At 70.1% G+C, this 24,516-nt stretch carries 17 protein-coding genes; 9 read left to right on the top strand and 8 right to left on the bottom strand.

Annotated features, from left to right (window positions below; translation table 11 throughout):
- Positions 1 to 82 precede the first annotated feature (82 nt).
- Complete coding sequence (locus FHR84_RS20270; RefSeq protein WP_179537124.1) at positions 83 to 2,044, bottom strand: acyl-CoA dehydrogenase family protein; 1,962 nt, start codon at positions 2,042 to 2,044, stop codon at positions 83 to 85.
- A gap of 444 nt (positions 2,045 to 2,488) precedes the next feature.
- Here FHR84_RS20270 and FHR84_RS20265 point away from each other — a divergent pair, with 444 nt between their 5' ends.
- Together FHR84_RS20265 and FHR84_RS20260 are read left to right on the top strand one after the other, a co-directional pair.
- Positions 2,489 to 3,472 (top strand): TIGR03619 family F420-dependent LLM class oxidoreductase, encoded by a 984-nt coding sequence (locus FHR84_RS20265; RefSeq protein ID WP_246300846.1) that lies wholly within the window; start codon positions 2,489 to 2,491, stop codon positions 3,470 to 3,472.
- 99 nt (positions 3,473 to 3,571) lie between these two features.
- Positions 3,572 to 3,889 (top strand): hypothetical protein, encoded by a 318-nt coding sequence (locus FHR84_RS20260; protein WP_179537123.1) that lies wholly within the window; start codon positions 3,572 to 3,574, stop codon positions 3,887 to 3,889.
- Between the two features lie 231 nt (positions 3,890 to 4,120).
- Here FHR84_RS20260 and FHR84_RS20255 read toward each other — a convergent pair whose 3' ends face one another.
- The 5 genes from FHR84_RS20255 to leuS form a co-directional block, all read right to left on the bottom strand.
- A complete protein-coding gene (locus FHR84_RS20255; RefSeq protein ID WP_179537122.1) occupies positions 4,121 to 4,537 on the bottom strand; it encodes a hypothetical protein in 417 nt (138 codons plus the stop codon).
- A 5-nt stretch (positions 4,538 to 4,542) separates the two neighbouring features.
- Positions 4,543 to 6,057, bottom strand: coding sequence for a hypothetical protein (locus FHR84_RS20250; RefSeq protein ID WP_179537121.1), 1,515 nt, complete (start codon positions 6,055 to 6,057; stop codon positions 4,543 to 4,545).
- On the bottom strand, positions 6,054 to 7,109 hold the full coding sequence (locus tag FHR84_RS20245) for a carbohydrate binding domain-containing protein (protein ID WP_179537120.1): 1,056 nt from the start codon (positions 7,107 to 7,109) through the stop codon (positions 6,054 to 6,056). The genes FHR84_RS20250 and FHR84_RS20245 overlap by 4 nt, the downstream gene beginning before the upstream one ends.
- Before the next feature lie 337 nt (positions 7,110 to 7,446).
- Positions 7,447 to 7,944 carry a hypothetical protein gene (locus FHR84_RS20240; protein ID WP_179537119.1) on the bottom strand — a complete coding sequence of 166 codons (498 nt, stop codon included), beginning with the start codon at positions 7,942 to 7,944 and terminating at the stop codon, positions 7,447 to 7,449.
- A gap of 509 nt (positions 7,945 to 8,453) precedes the next feature.
- Positions 8,454 to 11,366, bottom strand: coding sequence for a leucine--tRNA ligase (leuS, locus tag FHR84_RS20235; protein WP_179537118.1), 2,913 nt, complete (start codon positions 11,364 to 11,366; stop codon positions 8,454 to 8,456).
- 658 nt (positions 11,367 to 12,024) lie between these two features.
- Here leuS and FHR84_RS20230 point away from each other — a divergent pair.
- Entirely contained in the window at positions 12,025 to 12,543 is a 519-nt protein-coding gene (locus tag FHR84_RS20230) for an SdpI family protein (RefSeq protein ID WP_343075357.1), read from the top strand.
- Between the two features lie 346 nt (positions 12,544 to 12,889).
- Here the strand turns inward: FHR84_RS20230 and FHR84_RS20225 are convergent, their stop codons facing one another.
- Together FHR84_RS20225 and FHR84_RS20220 are read right to left on the bottom strand one after the other, a co-directional pair.
- Positions 12,890 to 13,471 carry a YqgE/AlgH family protein gene (locus FHR84_RS20225; RefSeq protein ID WP_179537117.1) on the bottom strand — a complete coding sequence of 194 codons (582 nt, stop codon included), beginning with the start codon at positions 13,469 to 13,471 and terminating at the stop codon, positions 12,890 to 12,892.
- 65 nt (positions 13,472 to 13,536) lie between these two features.
- On the bottom strand, positions 13,537 to 15,075 hold the full coding sequence (locus FHR84_RS20220; RefSeq protein WP_179537116.1) for a CCA tRNA nucleotidyltransferase: 1,539 nt from the start codon (positions 15,073 to 15,075) through the stop codon (positions 13,537 to 13,539).
- 335 nt (positions 15,076 to 15,410) lie between these two features.
- On the opposite strand from FHR84_RS20220, the gene FHR84_RS20215 reads away from it, so the two are divergent.
- From FHR84_RS20215 to FHR84_RS20190, 6 genes are all read left to right on the top strand, one after another.
- On the top strand, positions 15,411 to 15,944 hold the full coding sequence (locus FHR84_RS20215; RefSeq protein WP_179537115.1) for an NUDIX hydrolase: 534 nt from the start codon (positions 15,411 to 15,413) through the stop codon (positions 15,942 to 15,944).
- Positions 15,941 to 18,415 carry a DUF6049 family protein gene (locus FHR84_RS20210; protein WP_179537114.1) on the top strand — a complete coding sequence of 825 codons (2,475 nt, stop codon included), beginning with the start codon at positions 15,941 to 15,943 and terminating at the stop codon, positions 18,413 to 18,415. Before FHR84_RS20215 ends, FHR84_RS20210 begins: the two co-directional genes overlap by 4 nt.
- A 315-nt stretch (positions 18,416 to 18,730) precedes the next feature.
- On the top strand, positions 18,731 to 20,644 hold the full coding sequence (murJ, locus tag FHR84_RS20205; RefSeq protein ID WP_343075356.1) for a murein biosynthesis integral membrane protein MurJ: 1,914 nt from the start codon (positions 18,731 to 18,733) through the stop codon (positions 20,642 to 20,644).
- 148 nt (positions 20,645 to 20,792) lie between these two features.
- Positions 20,793 to 22,424, top strand: coding sequence for a protein kinase family protein (locus FHR84_RS20200; RefSeq protein ID WP_179537112.1), 1,632 nt, complete (start codon positions 20,793 to 20,795; stop codon positions 22,422 to 22,424).
- A gap of 502 nt (positions 22,425 to 22,926) precedes the next feature.
- On the top strand, positions 22,927 to 23,535 hold the full coding sequence (sigM, locus tag FHR84_RS20195) for an RNA polymerase sigma factor SigM (protein WP_179537111.1): 609 nt from the start codon (positions 22,927 to 22,929) through the stop codon (positions 23,533 to 23,535).
- On the top strand, positions 23,532 to 24,398 hold the full coding sequence (locus FHR84_RS20190) for a hypothetical protein (RefSeq protein WP_179537110.1): 867 nt from the start codon (positions 23,532 to 23,534) through the stop codon (positions 24,396 to 24,398). Before sigM ends, FHR84_RS20190 begins: the two co-directional genes overlap by 4 nt.
- The last annotated feature ends 118 nt before the right edge of the window (positions 24,399 to 24,516 follow it).

The raw sequence follows: 24,516 nt of genomic DNA, 5'->3' as shown, positions 1-24,516 counted from the left end.
CGACCACTCAGGCGGTAGTTCCAGCGGCACCGATGGCCACACGCACCCGGCGCGGCCCGCGGGAACCGCGCCGGACACCACCTCACCGCGTGCCCGGCTGCTCACCCGTCGCGATGGGCGCGGTCAACCACTGGCGCGGAACGCCGAACGCCTCGACCAGCTCGACCGCGTGCGGGCGCAGCCGCGCGCACAGCGCGTTGACCGCCTCGGTCACCGACTTCGCCCTGCTCGCGCTGATCCGCTCGTGCTCCAGGAACCAGGCCCGGTCGTCCTCGATGTTGGACAGCACGTACAGATCGCACAGCCGCTCCAGCACCCCGGCCGAAGCCGGATCCGCGCAACGGTCGATCCCCGCGACGAAGGCCTCCAGCACCACCCGGTCGATGTGCACCCGCGCGGCACGCAGCACGTGGTCCTGCGCGTCGTTGAACACCTCGAACGGGTCGGCATCGCCCGAACCGGCCCTGCGCATCCTGCGGGTCAGCCCGTCGAGCACGTGCCGCTCGCGCTCCTCGAACATCCGCAGCTGCCAGCCCCGGTCGAACAGCACGTCCTCCTCGTCCCGGTTGGGAGCCGCGTCCACCAGCCGCTGGATCAGCGACCGCGCCGCGGTGCGCTCCACGACCGTGCCCACGAACTGGTCCGCCACGTAGCGGGCCATCCCGAGCGTGCCCAGCTCGTCGAACCGGTCGCGGTAGTTCGTCAGCAACCCCTTGGCCACCAGCTGGAGCAGCACCGTGTTGTCCCCCTCGAAAGTGGTGAACACGTCGGTGTCCGCCTTCAGAGTGGAGAGCTGGTTCTCCTCCAGGTAACCGGCCCCGCCGCAGGCCTCGCGGCACGCCTGAACGGTGCGGGTGGCGTGCCAGGTGGTCACCGCCTTCAACCCGGCCGCGCGGGACTCCAGCTCGCGCTGCGCCCGCCCGTCCGGATCGCTGTCCGGGTTCGTGTGCAGCTCGTGCAGCGTGCTCACCAGCTCCTCCTGCGCGAAGTGCAACGCGCAGGAGGTGGCCAGCGCGGGAAGCAGCTTGCGCTGGTGCCCGCGGTAGTCCAGCACCGGGGTCTCCACTCCGGTGCTCGGGTTCTCGAACTGGCGGCGCACGTCGCCGTAGCGCAGCGCGATCTCCAGAGCCAGCTTGGTGGCCACACCGGCCGTTCCCGCCACCGACACCCGGCCGGTGATCAGCGTGCCGAGCATGGTGAAGAAGCGCTTGTTCACCCCGTCGATCGGGCTGGTGTAGGTGCCGTCGGCGGAAACGTCGCCGTAGCGGTTCAACAGCGCCTCACGCGGAACCCGCACCCGGTCGAAGACGATCCGCCCGTTGTCCACCCCGTTGAGCCCGGCCTTGCGGCCGCAGTCCGAGATGTCCACCCCCGGCACGGGCGCGCCGTCCTCGTCGCGGATCGGAACCAGCAGCGCGTGCACCCCGTGGCCCTCCGCGGACCCCTCCGCGTCCGGAGTGCGCAGCTGGGCGAACACCACGGCCATGCGCCCGTCCCTGGCCGCGTTGCCGATGTAGTCCTTGCGCGCGGACTCGTCCGGGGTGTGCACCACGAACTCGCCCGTCTCCGGGTCGTAGGTCGCCGTGGTCCCCAGCCGCTGCACGTCCGAACCGTGGCCGGTCTCGGTCATCGCGAAGCATCCGGGCAGCGACAGGTCCATGATGGACCGCAGGTAGCGGTCGTGGTGCCGCTCGGTGCCGAGCGCGGTGACCGCACCACCGAACAGCCCCCACTGAACACCGGCCTTGACCATCAGCGAGAGGTTGCCCGCCAGCATCTCCATCGACACCACGGAACCGCCGCGATCACCCCCGCCGCCGTGCGAAGCGGGAAAACCGAGCGCGGTGATCTCGCTGCCCGCCAGCTTGCCCAGCTGCTCGAAAGTGCGGGCGCGGTGGGACTCGGTGTCCAGCCCGTCACCGGGCGGCAGCTGCTCGGCGTCCAACACCTCCCGAACCCGTTGCCGAACCTCGCCCCAGCGGCCGTCCAACAAGCCGCGCAACTCGATCGTGTCGAAATCACCGGGGACCTTCGGAACCCGCATACGTCCTCCATCGAAGTTTTCCGTCCGCCCTTGTCACAGGCGGTCACTCGGCGGAACCCCTCCCGGGCTCTCGCTGCGGGCGTCCCGACGTCGGGTAGCGGTTCCACACAACGCCGGGACCGTCCTCGCGAGAGCACCACGAGAGACCCCGCGGCGGCGCGAGTTGCTCGGCTGGTTGTCCCGGCGCTGCCGCGCCGCGAGCACCACGCCAGTCGTCAACACAGCAGGAAAGCATCAGTCCGGGCCACTCGACCGGCATCCGGCCGGCCCCCCGGACACCTCCACGGGGACCAGTCTGCCGCTCGAGCACGCTTCCCGCCGTCACGGGCGGCCGCCGGAGGGTCGCCACACCACTCCGGGACGGATCCCCCGAGACGAGGGTCACTTCCACTCGGCTCACGTACTCTCGGCCTAGATCTCCCCACACGAGCAGGAGCGGGAAACATGCGTTTCGGAGTGAACATCCTCAACTTCGGGGCGGAGACCGACCCCGGCTCCCTGCTGCGCTGGGCCCGGTTCGCCGAGGAGCGCGGACTGCACTCCGCGATGATCTCCGACCACCTGGCCGTGACCCCCGATGTGGCCGAGCACTACCCGGCGCCCTTCTACGACCCGTTCACCACCCTGGCCTGGCTGGCGGGACGCACCGAGCGGATCGAACTCGGCACCACCGTCGCGGTCCTGCCGTACCGGCACCCGCTGCACACCGCCCGAATCGCGGCCAACATCGACCGCTTCAGCGGCGGAAGGCTCGTGCTCGGCGTCGGAATCAGCTGGCCCCGCGCGGAGTTCGCCGCCCTCGGAGTGCCCTTCCACCGGCGCGGGGCGATGGCCGACGAATACCTGGAGGTCGTCCGGAGAGCCTGGGCCGAGGAGAAGTTCTCCTTCGAGGGCGAGTTCGTCTCCTTCACCGACGTGGCCACCGGCCCGCTGCCGACACGCCGCCCGCCGATCTGGGTGGGCGGGCTCAGCCAGGCCGCGTTGCGCCGCGCCGTGCGGGCCGGGGACGCGTGGCACCCCGTCAACCAGCGGATGGCGTGGCTGCGCGGGGAAGGAGTCCCCGCGCTGCACCGGATCGCCGCCGAGCAGCACCGCCCGGTCCCGGAGTTCGCCCCGCGCATCCAGCTGCGCACCAGCGAGACCCCGCTCGACGAGGAGAGCAGGCTCGCCGGACAGGGCACCCTCGACCAGATCCGGCGCGACCTCGACGGGCTGGCCGAGCTCGGCGCCACGCACGTGCTGCTCGACACCTACGGTGGCGCGCCGAGCGAGCACCGTCCGGTGGCGGAGGACCTGCGCATGCTCGACACGGTCGTCGAGAAGGCGCTGCCGGAACACCTCGAGCAGTGCTGGCGCCGCGTCCCACGATCCCCGGAGGAGCACACACCTTCGGGGAATCGACCCCGGACAGCGGACCGCGCCGATTGACCGGCGCACGCGGCGCGGACACGCTGGAAGGGCGGTTCCGCTGTTCCGGACCGCCCGCACGATCCGAAACCCGCCGAGCGCGACGGAAGGGAAGACCCCGTGGACCTCCAGCACGCCGCCGAAGCGCTGCGCCGGGCAGCCGAGGCCAGCCGCGAGGCGGGGGAGCGCTCGAAGAGCGAGCCCGAGCACGGGGGACTGGAACCGCTGCACGCCGCGGCGGGGGAACTGGCGGATCCGGTGGGCGCGGCGCTGGGGGAACTGCTGTCCAGAACCGAACGAACCCTCGGCGAGGAGCTCCACGACGATCCCGAGACCGCCGCGAACCTCTCGTGCCGCCTCGAAGCCGCCCGCGAGCGGGTCGACGAACTGACCGAGTGGATGCGGCAGGCGGGAAGGAGCGGGCGAGCCGAGAGCTGAGGCATGGGAACGCCGCATCGCTCGCCTGAGGGAGCGTAGGAGCTTTCCCGCACCGAAGTCGACGCGAGAAAGCTCCGGGTGCCTGAGTGCAGCTGGTGGGACCGTTCCGCGCGAGACGGTCACTCCGGACTCGTTCCGGAAAGCCCGTCTCACACGAAACATCAGCAATTCCCGGCCCAGTACCTCGGTTCGATGGGCCCCACACCGACCGGACTCACCGAACCATCAAGATCATTCGCCCTTGACGTCCTTCAGGTAGAGGTACTTCCCGGAGAGCTCGTCCAACCAGAGTCCCTCCCCCTCGACGTTGGGGTTGGCGAACTTCCTGCGCTCCCCGAAGCGGGACTCGACGGTCACCACGAAGCTCTCGACCAGCCACCCGTCGTCGCCCTCCAGCCGGACGTAGCTCGGGAAAACGTCCAGATCGGTCATCGCCAGCCGCGGCCTGCGCGGATCGTTCCACTTCGCGGAGTCGGTGTTGCCGGTCGGCCCGAAGACCACGTGCGCCGTGTCGTTGTTGCCGAAGACGTGCTGCTCGTCCATGCGGAACTCACGCCCGGCCATGCCGAGGAACAGCCTGTCCACGGTGACCGCCTCGTCCTCGCTGCCCGTCTTCGCCGCGACCTCGATGCTGTCGATCCAAGTCATTCTCGTTACCTCCGTTCTCGGAAACCCTCGAAAACCTCTCCGCGCGCCCCGCCGTCGAGCACCGGCGAGACGTAGCGGGTCCGGGCACCGCCGAACCCGTAGCCGGGGCACTGCTCGATCCGGAACCGGAATCCGTCCGGTGCCCCGATGTGCTCGGTCTCGGCGATCCTCCTGCGCACCCGGTCCGCCAGCAGCCGGAAAACCGGCGTCTCGGTCAACCGCTCGTCCCGGCCGTGTTCGACCGCCCCGAGCAGCTCCGAGCAGACGTCGAACAGCGCCTTGTCCTCCCGACGCCGCGGGAACCACACCGCGTGCCCCGCACTCCGTGCCCTCGCCGCGGGCTCCGGCATCCACGCGGACCACGCGCCGTCCCGGCCCGCGAAGCGGTAAGCGAGGCGGAAGTCGTGCCGAGCGGGTTCCGGGGCGAAGAACCGCCAGTCCGGGATCAACAACCCGGAGCGGTCCAGCGCCCGCAACCGGTCGAAAGCCCGGTACGGCAGCTGGCACAGCAGTGTGAGCAGCAACCACACCGACAGCGCGATCCCGAGCGGCCCCGCTCTCCGCCGCACGGAGGCTCCGGAAGCCCCCGTGCCGAACGGCAGGCGCCACCCGTCGTCGGAACGCGCCACCCACCACACGGCCGGATACGTGCCGACGAAAGCCCAGAAGAACCGCCCCAGACCCATCACTCTGGCCGTGACCAGGTGAAAAACCGTTCCAGCCGCCAACAGGGCCCCGGCGTGACGCCCCCGCCCGGCGAAGACCGCGCAGAAACCGCACTCGAGAGCCACCACACCGAGCTCGACCAGCCGCGTCAGCGAAGGAAGCAGCGTGGACCACGCGTAGGCCGTGGAGTCGCCGTAGGTGCGGGTGCGCAGGACTCCCGGCAGCGCCCCGCCGTTCCTCCAGGCCGGTCCGGACAGTTTCACCACCCCGGAAACCAGGTAGGCCAGACTCACCTGCGCGGCCAGCGAACGCAGGCAGCTGCGCACCGCACGCGGGTCCCGCTGTCCCGCGCGGGCCAGTCCGCAGGTGGTCTGCACCAGGAAAGCCAACTGGTCCGAACCGTCGGAACCGTACTGGTGCCTCGGGTGCAGCAACCGCGAGGAACCCGCGGTGAGCGCGGTGGCCACCAGCCGCACCCGGCGCCCGCGAACCGGGGACAACAGCACACCCGCCGCGAGGACCCGCAGCGCGTGCAACGCCCGCGTTCCCCGCTCACCGCCCACCGCGTCGTAGAGCCGGCGCAGCGCCTCGTGGTCGCGCGGGTCCCGCTCGCGCAGCACCTCCCAGTTGTTCAGCCCGCCCCGGGCGCGGTCCCGGCCGTTGCTCAGGTACTCCAGGCTGGAAACCAGGTGGTTGACCGCGGAGAGACGTTCCGACCAGGCCAACGCGCGGTGCTCACCGGAGGTGCTCTCCCGCGCTGCCGGAGGGGTTCCGCCCGTGCGGCCGGACTTCCACCCCGGCCGGCTCAGCCCGGACAGCGCGGCCCGCACCAGGTCCGAAGCGCCGGGGATCACCGGCTCCCCTCACCGCTGGCCGCCTTCTCCTTCTCGTTCCCCTTGCCGGGGTCGTTCTTCCCGCCCTGCTGGTCGTCCCCCGCGCAGGAACCGCACGAGCCCTGCTCCTTCCGGTGGCACTCGCAGGGCCCCTGGCCGATCGTGGACAGGATGTTGGCCAGCGCCTCCAGGATCCGGGCCAGGATGTTGCCCAACCGGCAACCGCCGATGGCCATCAGCGCCTGAGTGACCGTTCCGAGCAGGGATTCCAGGATCTCGTTGAGGTTGTTGAACGGAGGCTTCGGAGGGGGACCGCCCCCGGTGGTGGTCACCGACTTGCCGCCGGTGGTGGCGGTGTTCTTGTTCGGACCGCCGCCCTCGTCCTTCCCGCTGTCGTGGTCCTTCCCGCTGTCGTGCTCCTCGCCGTTTTCCTTCCCGTTTCCGTCGTTCTTCCCGTTCCCCCCGCCGTTCCCGGATTCCGCGTCCTTCTCGAACATCCGCACATCGGTGATTCCGGCCTGACAACTGTATTCGTCGTTTCCGTGAAACTCGACCGTGGTCCTGTCCGACACCGCCGCGAACTCGAGTTCCGCGTCCCTGTTCCACGCGGGCGAGGCATCCTTGGGAGTCTTCCCGGCGTCGAACTCGCGGGAAGCTATCACCTCTCCGGAATTCTTGTCCCGTATTTTCACCGTGAAATTGTTGGGGTACCCCACGCAGTTTCCCCAGGCATTCGGCCCGTGGTCGAACACGAGCCTGTACTTCCTTCCCTTCCCGGTGTCGACGGTCTGCTTGATCCCGCCGTTCGACTGAAACTCCTGCCCCAGGTCGACCGCCGGGCACTTGTCGTCGTGTTTGGCGAAGGCCGGGCTGAGGTAGTCGAAACCACCCCATTTCGGGTTCCCGTTCTTGGTGGTGTATATGGGTTCCCACGGATCGGGCCAGTACTGGTCCTGGACACCCCCGGAATTCCACCACCCGTTCTGGGGTGGCGACTTTTTCTCGAAAGTACCGTTTTTGACGAGGTTCTTCTCCACCGAGTTCTCGTTTCTCCCGATATCGTTCGCGGACAATCGCGCCCACAGAAGCTCAACGAACGCACGGAGAACCTGCCACCGGAAAGTGTCCGACACAAGCGAGCTACTACGATCGAGCAGTCGTCCTGCCACGCGTCCGCGCGGCCGGTTTCCCGGATTCCGTCACGCGAGACCGTCCTCCACCTGCGAAGAAGATCAACAACGCTGATGCGGAGCGGGAAGAAACCGTCCCGAAAAGTTCACACTGCCCGGGGAATCGGTACGACCGTCCCGGGGGAGGGCGCCACGCACGAACGTCGAACAGCGGCCACCGCCCGAAACGAGTCGTGCCGCCCCGGCACCCCGGAGCGGCACGACGAACCAACGACCTGCGTCAGCCCCTGCCGTCGTAGGGGATCTCGCAGTTGACGACCTCGTCCTCTGGATCGGCGTTGTACCGGTCGACGCCCGGGCCGCAGTCGATCAAGTCCGCCTCGTCGTCGGGACCGACCTCGTCGGCCATCACGATGTCGTCACCGGGGCCGGCGTAGAGGTAGTCCTCGCCCGGACCACCGTGCAGGAAGTCGTCCCCGGAGTTGCCCCGGATGACATCGTTGCCGGAGTTGCCGAACAGGCTGTCGTCGTTGGCCTTGCCGAAGATGACGTCGTAGCCGCCACGGCCCTTGATCACGTCCTGATACGCGGTGCCGTGCAGCCCCTCCGGCTGGTCGGTGCCTTCCTGGTGTTTCTCCTCCTCCGACATCGGCGGGGGAGTAGGCTGGTCCTGGGAAGGCGCGGCCGCGGCCAACGGCGCGCCGACCACCAGGGCAGCCGCGGCGATTCCGGTTCCCACCAGTCCGGACAGGCCGGTTCTCGTACGCGTAGTACGCAAAGCGGTTCGCTCCTCTCGCCGTGCGATCGGCTCTCCTGTGACCCCGGAGCCGATCGCACGGTTCGTTCTTCCGTGTTCCACCCCGGTGACGCGCGAGATCCGCAGCGGGTTGAGCGAAGATCGAAACTAAATACACAGTGGACATCAAAGGCCGCGTCCAGGATGGACCTCACCGGTTCGCCGAACGAGACGGAAGCGCAGGTGGACTGACGGCCACGACCTCGGACGGATCCGGGCAGTCGGGCTTCCGCGCCCGCTCAGCCGGAGTGGAGGCCCGAAAGCGCTCGGGGCCGGTGTGACCGCGACTCCCTCGCCCGCGGTGACGGCCCCGCTCGTCGTGTTCCACTGCGGTCTTCCCATCCCAGCTTCACAGGGAATCGCTAACGACACGCAGTGTACCCCGCCCCGATCGTTCCCAGGGAACGTTTTCGGGGCTTCGGTTCCTGCCCGCGAAACCGAAGCCCCGAAAAAGATGTGTGGCTACCGGGGAAGCCACGACGCGGACGCGGTCAGCCGACCACGTTGACCAGACGGCCGGGAACCACGACCACCTTGCGCGGCTCGGAACCGTCCAGCAGCTCCTGGATCCTGGAGTCGGCCAGCGCAGTGGCGCGGAGCTCGTCCTGCTCGGCCGAGGCGGGCACCGTCATCCTGGACCGCACCTTGCCGTTGAACTGGATCGGGTACTCCAGCGTGTCCTCGACGAGGTAGTCCTCGTCGGCCACCGGGAACGGACCGTGCACCAGGCTCTCCTCGTTGCCGAGCCTGGACCACAGCTCCTCGGCCAGGTGCGGGGTCAGCGGGGCCACCAGCAGCACCATCGGCTCCATCACCGAACGCGGCGGACCCACCGAGCCCGAGTACTCCTTGGTGACCCTGTTGTTCAGCTCGATCAGCTTGGCCACGGCCGTGTTGAACTGCAGGCTGTCGTAGTCGGAGCGCACGCTGTCGATGGTCTTGTGCAGCGCGCGCAGCAGGTCCTCGTCGGGCTCTGCGTCGGTGACCCGCGGCTGCCCGGTCCGCTCGTCGACGACGTTGCGCCACAACCGCTGCAGGAACCGGTGCGAACCGATCACGTCCTTGGTCGCCCACGGACGGGAGGAGTCCAGCGGGCCCATGGACATCTCGTAGAGCCGCAGCGTGTCCACGCCGTAGGAATCGGCCATCTCCTCCGGGGAGACCGAGTTCTTGAGGCTCTTGCCCATCTTCCCGTACTCGCGGCTGACCTCCTCGCCCGCGTGGAAGTACCTGCCGTCCTGCTCGACGACCTCCTCGGCCGGGACGTAGACCCCGCGCGAGTCGGTGAACGCGTAGGCCTGGATGTAGCCCTGGTTGTACAGCCTGCGGTACGGCTCCTCGGCCGAGACGTGCCCGAGGTCGTAGAGCACCTTCTGCCAGAACCGCGCGTACAGCAGGTGCAGCACCGCGTGCTCCACGCCGCCGACGTAGAGGTCCAGCCCGCCCGGGTCGTTCGCGCCGTGCCGGTCGGGACGCGGACCCATCCAGTATCGCTCGTTCTCCGCGTCCACGAACCGCTCGTGGTTCTCCGGATCGATGTAGCGCAGCTGATACCAGCACGAGCCGGCCCACTGCGGCATCACGTTGGTGTCGCGCTGGTAGTGCTTGAGCCCGTCACCGAGATCCAGCTCCACCTCGGCCCACTGCTCGGCCTTGGACAGCGGCGGTTCCGGCCTGCTGTCCGCGTCGTCGGGGTCGTAGGTGCGCGGGGAGTACTCGGCCACCTCGGGCAGCTCCACCGGCAGCTGGTCCTCGGGCATCCCCAGCGGGATGCCGTCCTCGTCGTAGACGACCGGGAACGGCTCGCCCCAGTAGCGCTGCCGCGCGAACAGCCAGTCGCGCAGCTTGTACTGCACGCTGCCCTTGCCGTGGCCGTGCTCCTCCAGCCAGGAGGTGATCTTCTTCTTCGCCTCGTCCACGTCCAGCCCGTCGAGGCTGAGCCCGGTCGCCCCGGACGAGGAGTTGATCGCGGGCCCGTCCCCGGTGTAGGCGCCGCCCTCGAAGTCCGCGGGCGGCTGCACCGTGCGCACGATCGGCAGCCCGAACTTCTCGGCGAACTCCCAGTCGCGCTGGTCCTGCCCCGGGACGGCCATGATCGCGCCTGTTCCGTAGCTCAGCAGCACGTAGTCGGCCACGAACACGGGAACGCGCTCGCCGTTGACCGGGTTGACCGCGTGCATCCCGGTGAACACGCCGGTCTTGTCCTTGTTCTCCTGGCGGTCCAGTTCGGACTTCGTCTCGGCGGCGCGCCGGTACTCGGCCACGGCCGCGGCCGGGCCCGAGTAACCGCCGGTCCAGCGCTGATCGGTGCCCTCCGGCCAGGAGCCGAACCTCTCCGGGGCGGACAGGATCTCGTCGGCGAGGGGGTGCTCCGGGGCGAGCACCATGTACGTCGCGCCGAACAGGGTGTCCGGCCTGGTGGTGAACACCTCGATCCGCTCGGCGCGGTCGTCCAGCCCGAAGTACACCTCGGCGCCCTGCGAACGGCCGATCCAGTTGCGCTGCATGGTCTTGACCTTGTCCGGCCACTCCAGCCGGTCCAGGTCGTCGACGAGCCGGTCGGCGTAGGCGGTGATCCGCATCATCCACTGCTTGAGGTTGCGGCGGAACACCGGGAAGTCGCCGCGCTCGCTGAGCCCCTCGGCGGTGACCTCCTCGTTGGCGACCACGGTCCCCAGACCGGGGCACCAGTTCACCGGCGCCTCCGAGAGGTAGGCCAGCCGGTACGAGTCGACGATGCGGCGTTGCTGCTCGCGGTCCAGCTCTTCCCAGGGCGTGCCATCCGGGGTGGACCGCTTGCCCGCGGCGAACTCGGCCTCCAGCTCACTGATCGGGCGGGCCCGGCCGCGCCCCTGGTCGGCCTCGGTGTCGTACCAGGCGTGGAAGATCTGCAGGAAGATCCACTGGGTCCACTTGTAGAACTCGATGTCGGTGGTGGCGACCCTGCGCCGCTCGTCGTGCCCGAGACCGAGCCTGCGGATCTGCGTCAGGTAGCGCTCGATGTTGTTCTCGGTCGTGGTGCGCGGATGCGTGCCGGTCTGCATCGCGTACTGCTCGGCGGGCAGCCCGAAGGCGTCGAAGCCCATCGTGTGCAGCACGTTGCGCCCCAGCATCCGGTGATAGCGCGCGTAGACGTCGGTGCCGATGAACCCGAGCGGGTGACCGACGTGCAGCCCGGCTCCCGAGGGGTAGGGGAACATGTCCTGGACGAACAGCTTCTCCGCGGCCGCGTCCTCGCCGCTCAACGGACCCACCGGGTTCGCGGCGTGATAGCTGCCGAGTTCCTCCCAGCGCCGCTGCCAGTTCCGCTCGATCTCCCCCGCGATCCGCGCGGTGTACCGGAAGGGGGGTGTCTCGTCGCCCGCACCTTCCGTGCCCTGCGAGTTCCGTTCCGCGCCACTCATCGTGTGCGTTTCCTTCCCTAGTTCGTCGCCCGGGCTCACCGGCCGGCGCTCCGGACGACCCATCGGTGTGCCGCCCCTGGAAAACCTAAAGAGTCCGCGGGCTGACCTGCTTGGCGGGTCGGCTGGGGGAACCTCACTCGGGGCCTCGCTGCGGGAGCCGGCACATCGAGCAACCACCTACGCTCCGTGCCGGCCGTCCTCGCGAGACCCGCGACTGAGAACCCCGGCGGCGCCGACCGCGTAGGTGGCGGAAAGCGGCTGCGCCGCTTGCCCGACGATCGCCCCGTCCGCACTCCTCGGCCCCCTCGTCCCGAGTCGGGCACGAGGGGTCGCCGCGCCGAGGGACACGTCGTCTCAGCGCGGCACGACAAGAAGTCGGGCGATGGCCACGGCAACAGCATAACCGGTGGGTAAAGCAGGTACGCGGGCCGGGACGGGCACGGGAGCCGAAGTCGCGCGCGCCCCCGGAACAGCCGCGGTGGTCGCGGACGCGGAGATGCCCCGAGCGGCGTGCGGATCGCCGAAGGAGCGGTCGCGGAGGCGGGCCCGGGACCCGCGGGACGACCGCAGCGCACGCGGGACCGCCCCGGTGTGCTCCGGGGCACGCCCGCACTGCGGTGTGCCCCGTCACCGCACGGGGAGGTCGTAGGCTGTCGGGGTGGCGCTTGCATTGCTGATCATCGTGTGTGCCGCCGTGATCCTGCTCGGCGCGGCCGCCCTGCCCCTCGGGCTGCGCGGACTGCGCGGCACGTTGCCGCGCAACCGCTACGCCGGGGTGCGGACCCCGGCCGCGCTGCGCGACGAGCAGACCTTCCGGATCGCCAACCGGGTGGCCGCGCCGCCGATCCTCGCCGGGGGAGCGGTGGCCGTGATCGCCGGTGGCTGCGCGGTCGCGCTGGGGGGAGCGGCGACGAGCTGGCTGATCGTGGGAATCGGCACCGTCGGCGCGGTGGCACTGATCCTCGCCGGGGGAGCGCTCGGGGCGCGTGCCGCGGCGGCGGTTCCGGCCGAATCCGGGTGCTCCGTCTGCGCGGCCCCCTCGGGAGGCGCGGAAGCACGGGCCGCCCCCGATTCGACGGGCGGCGGCTGCGCCGCCGCCGGACTCTGCTCCTCCGGAGGAAACTGCGCGGCCGCGATGCTCGGCCAGCAGGAGCCTTCCTCCAGGTCACCCGAGTAACCGGCACCGCCGCGAACGAATCGAGCTACCGAGAACCCGGACAGGAACTCCCAACCGAGGGGATCCACGCCAACGCAGGCGCTTACGGGCCTGCGCAGTCGGCACCGCGCGGGTCCCGAAGCCGCCGGGATTCCGCCAGGAACTTTCAGCAGAAAGGCTCCGTCCGACGCAGGTGCTCTGAGCCCGAGCAACCCGCACCGCCGCGGGGTCTCAGTCGAGTGCCCGGTGAGGACGGCCCCGACGTTGTGTAGGTGGCTACCCGATGTCGGGGCACCCGCAGCCGGGCGCCGACTGAGGTTCCGCCACGCAACCGCCTACGCAGGCCGAGCCGCCCGAGGCAAAAACGTCAGTTCAGCTGGACGTCTCCGGGGTGCGTGGCCAGGAAGGCCAGCGGCGGCCCCTGCCTGCGCAGCACCCGCCCCCACAGGTTCACCGAGGGGTCGGCGATCACGTCCTCCGGCAGCGCCGGGATCACGTGCCAGTCCCCGCGCTCGATCTCACCTTCCAGCTGCTGCTTGCCCCAGCCCGCGTAACCGGCGAAGAAGCGCATCCCCCTGGCCAGCCCGGCCAGCTCGTCCGGGTCCTGTTCGAGGTCGACCAGCCCGACCGGCCCGTTCACCCCGACGATCCCCTCCAGCTCTCCGGTCTCCACCCCGGTGCGCAGCGCGGCGAGGCAGATCGCGGTGCGCTGGTCCACCGGTCCGCCCACGAACAGGGACTGCGGCTCGCTGGAGTGCTCGGCCCACTTGGGCAGCACGTCGTGCACCGGTATCTCGCTCGGCCGGTTGAGCACCACGCCGAGGGTTCCTTCCTCGTGATGGTGGATGACGAACACCACCGCCCGGCGGAAGTTGTCGTCGTACAGGGTCGGCGCCGCCACGAGCAGCGTCCCCGGTTTCACGTCCGCGTCGGTTCCCACGCCCGGCATGATCTCACTCCGAAGCCACTTTGGGGATCGCCGTAACTGGACCGAGTGCCAGGAACCCCCGAACCTCAGCCGGGACCGCCCTCGGACGGCAGGACGCCCTCCGCGCGCGCCCAGCGGTACAGCTCGGCGACGGCGTCCTCCCGCCCCAGCGGCCCCTGGTCGAGCCGAACGTCCTTCAGGTGGCGCCAGGCGCGGCCCACGACGGGACCGGGGCTCACGCCGAGCAGCTCGATGATCTCGTTGCCGTCCAGATCCGGCCGCACCTTGGCGAGGTCCTCCTCCTCGGCGATGCGCTGGATCCGCGCTTCCAGATCGTCGTAGGCGCGCTGCAGGGCACGCGCCTTGCGCTTGTTGCGGGTGGTGCAGTCGGCCCGCACCAGCTTGTGCAACCGCTGCAGCAGGTGACCGGCGTCGTTGACGTAGCGCCGCACCGCGGAGTCGGTCCAGTTGCCCTCGCCGTAACCGTGGAACCGCAGGTGCAGGTAGACGAGGTTGGACACGTCGGCGATGGTGTCCTTCGAATAACGCAGGGCGCGCAGCCGCTTGCGGGTCATCTTGGCGCCGACCACCTCGTGGTGGTGGAAGCTGACCCCGCCGCCCGGTTCGAAGCGGCGCGTGGCGGGTTTGCCGATGTCGTGCAGCAGCGCCGCCAGCCGCAGCGTCAGGTCCGGCTCGCCCTCCGGGTCATCGGCCCGTTCCAGGTCGACGGCCTGGTCCAGCACCACGAGCGAGTGCAGGTAGACGTCCTTGTGCTGGTGGTGCTCGTCGATCTCCAGCCGCATCGCGGGCAGCTCGGGAAGCACGTGATCGGCCAGTCCCGTGTCGACCAGCAGTTCGATTCCCCTGCGCGGATGCCGCCCGCACAGCAGCTTGGACAGCTCGGCCTGTATCCGCTCCGGGGTGATCCGCTCGATCTCGTCGGCCATCCGGCGCATCGCCTCCAGCACCCGCTCGGCGGGCTCGAAGCCGAGCTGCGCCGCGAACCGCGCCGCGCGCATCATCCGCAGCGGATCGTCGGCGAAGGACTCCTCCGGGGTGGCCGGGGTGTCCAGCCGCTGCTGGATCACGTCGCGCAGCCCGTCGTGCGGGTCGACGAGCTCCCGTTCCGCGAGCTCGACGGCCATCGCGTTGACGGTGAAGTCCCTCCGGAACAGGTCCCCGTCGATCGAGTCCCCGAAAACCACCTCGGGGTTGCGGCTGGAGCGGTCGTAGGTGTCGGCGCGGAAGGTGGTGATCTCGACCGTCACCCCCCGCCGGTAGGCGCCCACCGTGCCGAACTCGATGCCGGTGTCCCAGACCGTCTCGGCCCACTCCTCCAGCAGTCCCTGCACCTGCTCGGGGCGCGCCTCGGTGGTGAAGTCCAGGTCGCCACCGAGCCTGCCGAGCAGCGCGTCGCGGACGCTGCCGCCCACGATGTAGAGCGTGAAGCCGGAAGCGGCGAAGCGGCGCGCCAGTTCCTCGGCGACCGGTGCCTGCCTCAGCAGCTCCTCGACCGCGTTGTGCCGCGCCGTTCGTGCCGGGTCCGCACCGGCACCCGGCGACTGCGCGGCGGAGGCTCGTGGACCGTAATCGGAGTCGGCGGCGTCGAACACGGAAGGGGACACGGCAGACCAGGGTATCGGCCATCCCGCGACGGCCCACGGCGGTCACCGCGAACGGTGTTCCGCGCCGGTGAGTCGTCACTCCGCGAGCTCCGGCCCGGGCGCGGCGGGAGGTTCCGCTCCGACCGCCCCGCGAGGAAGACCCCGGCCGGTTCGAGCTCACCTTTTCCGGTCCTGGGCAAACCACCCACGAACACGCACGGCGACGATGAAATGATCAACCGCGACCGGAGCTCTCCACCGAACGGGTCGGAGAGAAACCAGCCGCACGACACGTCGAACCACGGTGAGTTGTCAAGAACGACGATTAACCGCCGAATCGCATTACCATCGGCCCCATGCCTCCCCCGCCCGGTGGTTCCGGCGGATCCGGACCAAAGCGTCGGAGCCCGCGCCGGCGACGCAGGTTGCGGACCGTGGACGAGACGTCGGCGGGCGGACTGGTCGTCGACGCCTCGAAACGGCACGCGGCCGTCATCGGGAGACTGGACCGTCAACGGCGACTGCTGTGGTCCCTGCCCAAGGGCCACATCGAGCCGGGAGAGACTCCGGAGGAGACCGCCGTCCGCGAGGTGGCCGAGGAGACCGGCATCATCGGACGGGCGGTCCGCCCGATCGGGACGATCGACTACTGGTTCGTCGCCGACAACAGGAAGGTGCACAAGACCGTGCACCACTTCCTGCTCGTCGCCACGGGCGGCGAGCTTTCCGACGAGGACGTGGAGGTCACCGAGGTGGCATGGGTGCCGCTGGGTGAACTGGACGAGATCCTGGCCTATGCCGACGAGCGCAGGCTCGTGCGGCACGTGATCACGCTGTTCGGGAACGCTCCGGGCAGCGCGGAGTTCGGTAGCTGGACGGAGCACGGATGAGCCCGCAGCTGGGCGGCGCGCACACGCCGGAGAACCCCGTGCGCGTGCGAACGTGGACGAAGGCCGCACTGGTCGCCGTGATCGGAGTCCTGCTCACGGCGTTCGCCCCCGCAGCTCCCGAAGCGACCGCGCAGCCGGGTGAACAGGTCGGAATCGACGTGTCCTCGGTCACCCCCGAAGTGGTCCGCTCCGGCTCCGAACCCTTCCTCGAGATCGCCGGGACTCTGCGCAACAACGGCGACGAGGCGATCGACGAGCTCGAAATGCGCCTGGAACGCGGCGAACCGCGTGCGACGCGCCCCAGCCTGGTCGAGGCGATGCGCGGCGGAGCGAAGACCTCGACCCGCACCCGTTTCACAACGGTGGCCGACAACCTCGCACCGGGGCAGCGCACCTCGTTCGAGCTGCGCGTCGAGCTGAAGGGGACCGGTCCGCAGTCGCTGGGCCTGGAGCGCCCCGGGGTCTACCCCCTGCTGCTCAACGTCAACGGTGACCTGGCCCCGCAACGCAGGGCCAGGGTCGGCTCCGCGAACTTCATGCTCCCGGTGCTGTCCTTACCCGGTGGCTCCACCGAGCCGCCCTCGCAAAGCACCGGCATCACCACGCTGATACCGCTGGTCGACTACCCGCACATGGCGCAGGAGCAACTGCCGGGACGGCCGACCATCCTCACCGACGACCGCCTCGCGAAATCGCTGGCCCCGGGCGGCCGGCTCTCCGAGCTCGTCGACGCCGTCTCCGAGGAGGTTCCGGCCGACTCCGAACTCGGAAAGAGCGTCTGCTTCGCGATCGACCCCGACCTGATAGTCACGGCCAAGGCCATGGCCGAGGGGTACCAGGTGCGCGAGCAGAGCGGCGAGACCGTGCGCGGCACCGGCTCACGAGCCGCCGCGGACTGGCTGAACCGGCTGCGGGAAACCGTCGGGGGGCGCTGCGTGCTCTCCCTCCCGTACAGCGACGCCGACCTGGTCGCGCTGGCCCGGGCCGGGCTGCCGGACCTGATCCGGGGTTCGATGGACGGTTCCGGGCTGATAAGCAGCGAGCTCGGCGTCGCGGTCCGCGACGACGTCCTCTGGCCCGCCGACGGCGCCCTCGACCGCTCGACCGCCTCCCAGCTGGCCGACACCCCCGTGCGCAGCGTGCTGATGCACCCCGACTCGCTGGCCGGCACCAGCGGCACGCTGCGCCCCGTGCGGCTGAACACCGGAAACCCGGACTACGCCCCCACCGCCCGCAAGATCGACCCGCTGGTCGCCGACGCGCTGAACCCGGCACGGGGGCAGCAGGCGGGTGGCTCGACCGGACTGGCCCCCGCCGGGGACGGGATGCCCTCGGTGCTCGACGGGCTGGCCGCGCTGACCTTCCGGGCGAACACGGCCGCCGTGGAGGGCGGCACGATCATCGCCCCGCCACGCAGGTGGAACCCGGACGGAGCGGAACTGCGCGGGTTCCTCTCCGGACTGCGGAGCCTGGGGAAGGCCGGTTACGTGCGGCCGGAACCGCTTCCTTCGGCGGAATCGGGCGACACGGGCGGCGACTCCTCCGCGGACACGTCCACCTCGTCCACCGGCGAAGCCCCGCAGCGGGTCTCGCCCACGTACCCCGCCAGCAGCGAGCGAGCCGAGATCCCGCCGTCGGTGCTGGACGAACTCGCCGCGCAGAACTACAAGGTCGGCCAGCTGTACAGCGCCGCGGAGCGCGAGCCCGCGTTGAACGTGGACCCGGCAAGAGTTACCACCCCGCTGCGCAACGGGCTGTTGCACGGGGCGTCCAGCGCGTGGCGGGGCAACGGGGAAGCCGCGTCCCACTGGGTCGACGTGGCCAGCCGAACCCTCGAAGGGGTGCTGGACGGAGTGCACACGGCCAAGTTCGAGGGCCAGATAACGCTGACCTCCTCGCAGGGCAAGATCCTCGTCACGGTGCAGAACGACCTGCCGGTCAACGTCCGGTTCAAGCTGCACGTCGACAGCCCGCCGGGGGTCCAGGTCGACGACCTCGGGGTGCTCAAGGTGCCCGCCAACGGCAGTCGGCTCTTCCTGCCGGAAACCACCGTGGAACGTTCGGGCAAGTTCACCGTGGACGTGACCCTGCGCACCGAAGGAGGGGCCAAACTGGGCCAGACGCGCAGGCTGCGGGTCGACTCCAACGCCTACGGGACGGTGCCCCTGATCCTCACGATCACCGCGGCCGCGCTGCTCGTGCTGCTGTCGGCCCGCCGCATCGTGCGCAGGATCCGCTCCCGCGGCAACGGCTCGGGCGACGGCGGCTCGACCGGCGGGGACGGAACGGACCCGAACGGACCGGGGGACTCCCCGGACACCGGGGAGACCGAGGCCACACCCGAGGAGGACAACCCCGCTCCCTCCGAGACGTCCCCCGATGAGGAGGCTCCCCGTCCGGGGGGCGACGGCGGCCCGCCCGAGCGGGGGACCGGCGAACCGGCCACCGACAACGATCCGCGGCGAAGCTGATCGAAGTTCTCCGCTCGGGACGGCAGGGTGCCCGCTCGGCGGTGCCGGTGGGCAGCGTGCTCGTCTCGGCGCCGCCCGCGCGAAAGAACACCCCGACCGTCGACTCGGCCGGAGAACCTCAGTGAGAGCCTTTGCGGGGGCCTCCTGCCCGGAAACGATCTCCGGCACCCGTCGGGATCATCGTGCTTTCAGGTGAAGGCCCCGGCCTCTCGGCACCCGGACACTCGGCGAGAACGCTCGTCGGAGGGGTCACTTTCGCTAACATGGCCGGGTTGTACACGCACGGGTGCGCACACCGAGCGAAGGAATGAGTTGGTGAACGGAGACAACCGCGCCGGAGCCCTCGACTACCAGCAGCGGGGTCCCGGTGAGGAGGAAGCTCACCCGACCGAACCGATTCCGCGGGTGGCCGGTCCGCTGACCGGAACCGCGTTTCCGGAGCGGGACGGCATCTCCGGCAACGCCGACGAACTGACCCAGCCGATCCCGGCACTCGGGCGGACCCCGGGCAACGTGCGCTCCGAACAGCACACCGAGGTGATCCCCACAGTGGGCGAACCACACGGCAGCGGGACGTCCGAGCACCCCGGCACCGAGGACGAGGAGCACGAAGCGGCCGAGCAGGAGCCCGAGGGCAAGAAGTCCCTGCTCAAGGCCAGCGGCTCGATGGCCGTGGCCACGCTGATCAGCCGCATCACCGGCTTCGGCTGGAAACTGGTGCTGGCCTACACGGTCAGCTTCGGCGTGATCAACGACTCGTTCACGGTGGCCAACACACTCCCGACCAGCATCTTCGAGCTGCTCATCGGCGGTGTGCTCACCAGCGTGATCGTCCCCGTCCTCGTGCGGGCGCAGAAGACCGACGAGGACGGGGGGCAGGCCTACGTCCAGAAGCTGCTCGCCGCCTCCGGCCTGGTGCTGCTGGCGGGCACCCTGCTGTCGCTGCTGGCCGCCCCCGGGCTGGTGTGGCTGTACATGGGCGACTCGGAGAAGGCCAGTCCGGAACTGGCCACCGGCCTCGCCTACCTGCTGCTGCCGCAGATCCTGTTCTACGGGGCCAGCGCGCTGTTCGGCGCACTGCTGCAGTCCAAACGCGTCTTCGGGCCCCCGGCGTGGGCCCCCGTGCTGAACAACGTGGTCATCATCGCCACGCTGCTCGTCTACAGGGCGCTGCCGGGGGAGCTGACCCTGGACCCGGTGCGGATGAGCGACGCCCACCTGCTGACCCTCGGCATCGGGGTGAGCTGCGGTGTGCTCGCCCAGGCGTGCATCCAGCTGCCCGCGCTGCGCAAAACCGGGCTGAGCTTCGTGCCCCGGCTCGGCTGGGACTCCAGGCTCTCCGAGTTCGGCGGGATGACGCTGTGGATGCTCGGCTACGTGGGGGTCAGCCAGATCGGCCTGCTCGCGCTCTCCCGGGTGGCCACCTCCTCCGATCCGGGGTCCTGGGCCATCTACAACTACGTGTGGATGCTGCTGCAACTGCCCTACGGCGTGATCGGCTTCTCCGTGATGACCGCGATCCTGCCGCGCATGAGCGCCGCGGCCGCCGACAGGGACCACGCGCGGATGGTCGACGACCTGTCGCTGGGAAACAGGTTGTCCACGGTCGCGCTGCTGCCGATCAGCGGGATCATGACCGCGCTGGGAGTGCCGATCGCGGTGGCGCTGTTCTCCATCAAGGACGGCAGCGGTTCGACCGAGCAGCTCGGCCTCGCCCTCGCCGTCTCCTCCTTCGGCGTGCTGCCCTTCGCGATCACCATGATGCAGATGCGCGCCTTCTACGCGATGAAGGACGCGCGCACCCCGACGCTGATCATGGTCGTGATGACCGTGTTCAAGGTGCTCATGGCGATCGCGGTCGGAGCGCTCATCGCCCCGGAGAACGTGGTCCTCGGGCTGACCTTCACCAATTCGTTCACCTTCGTCGTCGGTGCGTTCGTGGGCGAGTTCTGGCTGCGCTCCCGGCTGGGGCCGCTCGGAAGCAGGCGCTTCCTGAGCACCCTGGGGCGTACGCTGCTGGCCTCGGTGGTCGGTGCGCTGGTCGCGTGGCTGATCAGCGTCGGCGTCGACGGCCTGGTTCCCGGTGACGGTCTCGCGAGCGGCTGGCTGCGGCTGGTTTCCGGCGGCGCCTGCGGAATGGTTGTCATCTTCGCCGTGATGTGGCTGCTGCGGGTTGCCGAACTGCAACCCGCGTTCAGCCGAATCACCGGTCTGCTGCGTCGCCGGTGACGGCAGCGTCACGTACTCTCGGACGGGGAGTCTCTACGGCGGGGCGTACGAGAGCGGCGGCCTTTTTCCGGCCGCGGAAACGCCCCTGGCACGAGCGGGGATCGCGTTCGGCGAATCTTCGCCGACGGGAAGAATCGGGAGACGGCAGGTGAGCGGAAAACCGACCGGACAGGCGGGTGCCGGACAGCAGGACGCCAACCAGTACGACAACACCGTGCACCAGGAGAGTCCCGCGAACGCGGGGCACTCCCAGGAGCCGCCGCTCGCACCGGGAGCCGTGCTCGACCACGGACGATATCGGCTGCTCGCCAAGGTCGGTTCGGACAGTCGCTGCAACGCCCAGCTCTGGCGCGCCAAGGACGGCGTGCTGGGCCGCGACGTGGCGCTGACCATCATCGTGGGGGACCGGGCCGACGCCGAACAGGCCGCCAACGCGCGGCGCACTCTCGAACGGGCGATGCACGCGAGCACCTTCAACCACGTCGGCGTGGCCAGAGTGCTCGACGTGGTACACAACTCACCGGGCGACCCGGACGGGGTGCTCGGCATCGTCATCGCGGAATGGACCCACGGCAGCGACCTGACCGAACTGATCTCGGACGGCCCGCTGGCCCCCGGAGGGGCGGCGCGGTTGCTGCAACCCCTGGCCGCCGCGGTGGAGGCCGCCCACCACGCGGGTCTGGTGCTGGGGATAGACCACCCCCAGCGGGTGCGGGTCACCGCCTCCGGCGAGATCAGGATGGCGTTTCCCGGACCGATGCCCCATGCGGGCTCGGGGGAGGACGTCCGCGGGCTCGGGGCCGTGCTGTACCTGCTGCTGACCGGACGATGGGCCCTGCCCGGCGCGCCGGAAGGGGTGTCCTCCGCCCCGGCCGACTCCGAGGGCAACGTCGTCCCCCCGCGCACGTTGCGGCCGGCCGTCCCGCTCGAACTGTCCACGGTGTCCACCCGCGCTCTCGGCAGTCCCGAGTCGCACGGCACCACGGGAGGAGTGCGCACCGGCGCCGCCGTCCTGCGGGTGCTGGAGCAGTACGCCCAGCAGGAGTCGGCCGACACCGTCATGCACTCCACCCCGGCCGGCGGCGGCGAGTCGCGCAGCAACGAGGTGTGGAACCGCGAGGACCCCAAGCCCGACCCGGCCAAGCGGCGCAAGCTCGTGCTCAGCGTCAGCGTGCTCGCCGTGGCCACCGTCGTGGTGCTCGGCTGGCTCGCGGCGAACCTGATCGGCCTGTTCGCCGGCTCGGGGTCCTCCGGTCCTCCGGTGGTGCTGAACCCCGACGAGGACGGCAGCACCCAGAGCGAGCAGTCCGACCAGGGCTCGCGGCAGCAGCCGAAACCCGTCTCGGTGTCCGACTCGAAGGTGTTCGTCACCGAGAAGGACCGCGACCACAAGGACGAGGTCGGCAACGTGCACGACGGGGACCCCGGCACGCACTGGCAGACCGACAGCTACAACGACCAGCTGGGGACCGGGTTCAAGAACGGCATCGGGGTCGTCCTGACGCTGGAGACCCCGTCGAAGCTCAGCGAAGTGAACATACAGTCCCCGAGCTCGGGGACCGAAGTGGAGGTCCGCAGCGCTTCGAGCGCCTCGCCGAGCCTTTCGAACGCCGACGTCATCGGCACCGGAGAGCTGGAGGACGGCACCACCGAGATACCGGTGAAAGCGGACGAACCGACCTCGCACGTGCTCGTGTGGATCACCGGGCTGTCCTCCGGGGACCGCTACAGCTCCCAGATCGACGAGATCGAGGTGATGGGAACCTCCGGACAGTCCTGAGCCGATGAGGCACTCCGGCGCGGCTGGCGCAGCCTGCCGGTCGGCCTGCACGTGAGTCGGCGCCTCGCTGCGTCGGAGGGCACCTCGAGCAGCGACACGCCACGGTGCCCTGCCGCCTCGCAATGCATCCGACTCACGCACCGGAGCTTCCCTTCCTGCATAGGCTGAAGCGCTCACCTCGAACGGAACCTTCTCCCGGGAATGCGCAGAGTTCCCCTTCGGAACGCAGCGCCGAACCCCCGGACAGGAACTCCCGATCAGGAGGCTCACTCCGACGCGGGCGCTCTGATCCTGCGCAACCCGACCGACCGCGGGTTCTCGGTCCCGGGGCTCGCGAGGACGGCCTCGACGTTGTGCAGGCCGCTACCCGATGTCGAGGATCCCGCAGCGAGACCCCGACCGAGGTTCCGCCAAGCGACCACCTACGCGAACCGAACCGCCGACTCTCTCCTACCTACATCTGGTGGATTCGCTCCGGCACGTGATCAGTAGGGTTCGAGACGTGTCAGAAACCGCCAGTTCGGATGCCGACCTCATAGCGGCCCACCTCTCCGGGGACCGGCAGGCCTTCTCCGAGCTCTTCCGGCGGCACCGCGATCGGCTGTGGTCCGTGGCACTGCGCACGATGCGGGATCCCGACGAAGCCGCCGACGCGCTGCAGGAGGCGATGATCTCCGCTTTCCGCAACGCGAGCTCCTTCCGCGCCGAGTCGAGAGTCACCACCTGGTTGCACCGGATAGTCGTGAACGCCTGCCTCGACCGGATGCGCAGACAGCGCACGAGAGCCACCGTCCCGCTGCCGGAAAGCGGCCCCGGAGAACCCGCGCACCCGCACGACAGGATCTCCGAGCACGACACGAGGATGGTCGTCGAGGACGCGCTCGCCCAGCTGCCCGAGGACCAGCGTGCCCCCATCGTGCTCGTGGACGTCGAGGGCTACCCGGTGTCCGAGGCCGCGCGGATGCTCGGGGTCGCCGAGGGAACGATCAAGAGCCGTTGCGCACGCGGCCGGATGAAGCTCGCACAACTTCTCGGGCACCTGCGGAACCCGGGTGTCAGTACAGACGTCCCAGATGGAGGCATGGCCGCACGTCGACGGGAGGGACGATGAGTGGCGAGGAACTGAGCGCCGGGACACCTCGGGACCCGGACTGGTCCCCGGACGTGTTGGCCGATCTGCACGCGGGAGCCCTCGACGAGGAAACGGCCGGGCGGATCGACCCGGCCGCCAGAACCGACCCGGAGGCCGTCGCCATACTGACGGCGCTGGAGGACACGCGAACGGAACTCGCGGGGCAACCCGCCTTCGAGATACCGGAGGAGGTCGCGGCCCGCATCGAGAACTCACTGGCGGCCGAACCGCTGCCCCCGCCCGCCGCGGACACGGGGCGGGCGGGACGGGCCGATCCCGCGGCCGAATCAGCGCGGGAGAACTCCGGCCCGGAGCCCGCGGAGCCCGAACACCCCCCTCCCGACAACGTCACCCCCATCGGCCGGGCCAGCGGGAGCGGCAGCCGCCGCCGGAGGGCCTTCGCACTGGGTTCCGGCCTGGTGGCCGCCGCGGCGGCCATGCTGGCCGTGGTGCTGATCATCCAACCGAACCAGTCGACGCGGGAGGACCCAAGAGCGGACGACACGGCCGCGGCCCCGCAGCCGGGAGGCGAAGAACCGTCCCCGCTGGCGTTGACCGGCGATCGGGTCGAGCTCGAGGGGCAACGGCTCCAGGAGGTGCTCTCCTCCGAGCAGTACGTCGACTCCCTGGTCGATCCGCAGCGACTGCTGGCGTGTTTACGGGCGAACGGGATCGAGGACGGTTCCCCCCTCGGATCCAGGGAGATCAGCTTCAACGGGCAGCGGGCCCAGCTGATGGTGCTGTCCACCGGGGAGATCGGCCGGTTCCGGCTGCTGGCCGTGGGACCGGGCTGCGGAGCGGGCAACCCGGCGACGCTCTCGGACACCGTCGTGGGCGGCTGACCCGCCGCCGGCGACCACCCGAGAACCACCGCGACGGGCGACGGCCCGTGGCGGGACCGCCCACCCGGCCGAGCCCCGTCCAACGAGCCCCCGTCCAACATGTGGGTGCGGGCACGTG

The organism is Actinopolyspora biskrensis, assembly GCF_013408175.1.
Lineage (GTDB): Bacteria > Actinomycetota > Actinomycetes > Mycobacteriales > Pseudonocardiaceae > Actinopolyspora > Actinopolyspora biskrensis.
Note: the sequence above shows the minus strand (reverse complement) of the source record. Positions and strands in the feature narration are given on the sequence as shown.